This window comes from Candidatus Collinsella stercoripullorum (assembly GCF_027669965.1).
Taxonomy (GTDB): Bacteria; Actinomycetota; Coriobacteriia; order Coriobacteriales; family Coriobacteriaceae; genus Collinsella; species Collinsella stercoripullorum.
Map to the genome: position 1 here is coordinate 1 of NZ_JAQECM010000020.1, position 263 is coordinate 263.

The 263-nt window shown below is 75.3% G+C and carries 1 protein-coding gene; it reads right to left on the reverse strand.

Annotation, left to right across the window (positions count from 1 at the left end):
* Positions 1–73 precede the first annotated feature (73 nt).
* A partial coding sequence (locus PHA29_RS05685) for a PTS glucose transporter subunit IIA (RefSeq protein WP_270848582.1) occupies positions 74–263 on the reverse strand: 190 nt, incomplete at its 5' end.

Sequence of the window (263 nt, forward strand, 5' to 3'; positions counted from 1 at the left end):
CCCGCCCCCTGCAGCGGGCGCGGCCCGTCCGCCGGGTGCCCGCGGCGCGCGGCCCGGGCACCCGGCGGCGCGGCTATCCGCGGAAGGTGATGACCGGCGTCTCGCCCTCGGCCGCATCCATGCCGGCGAGGAACTCGAAGTCCGCAGCGTCGGCCGTGGAGGCCACGATGAAGGCCGTGGTCGCCGGGTGGCCCGCCGCGGCGATCTTTTCGGTGTCGAAGGTGAGCAGCTTGGTGCCGGCCTTGACCTTGTCGCCCTGGTTC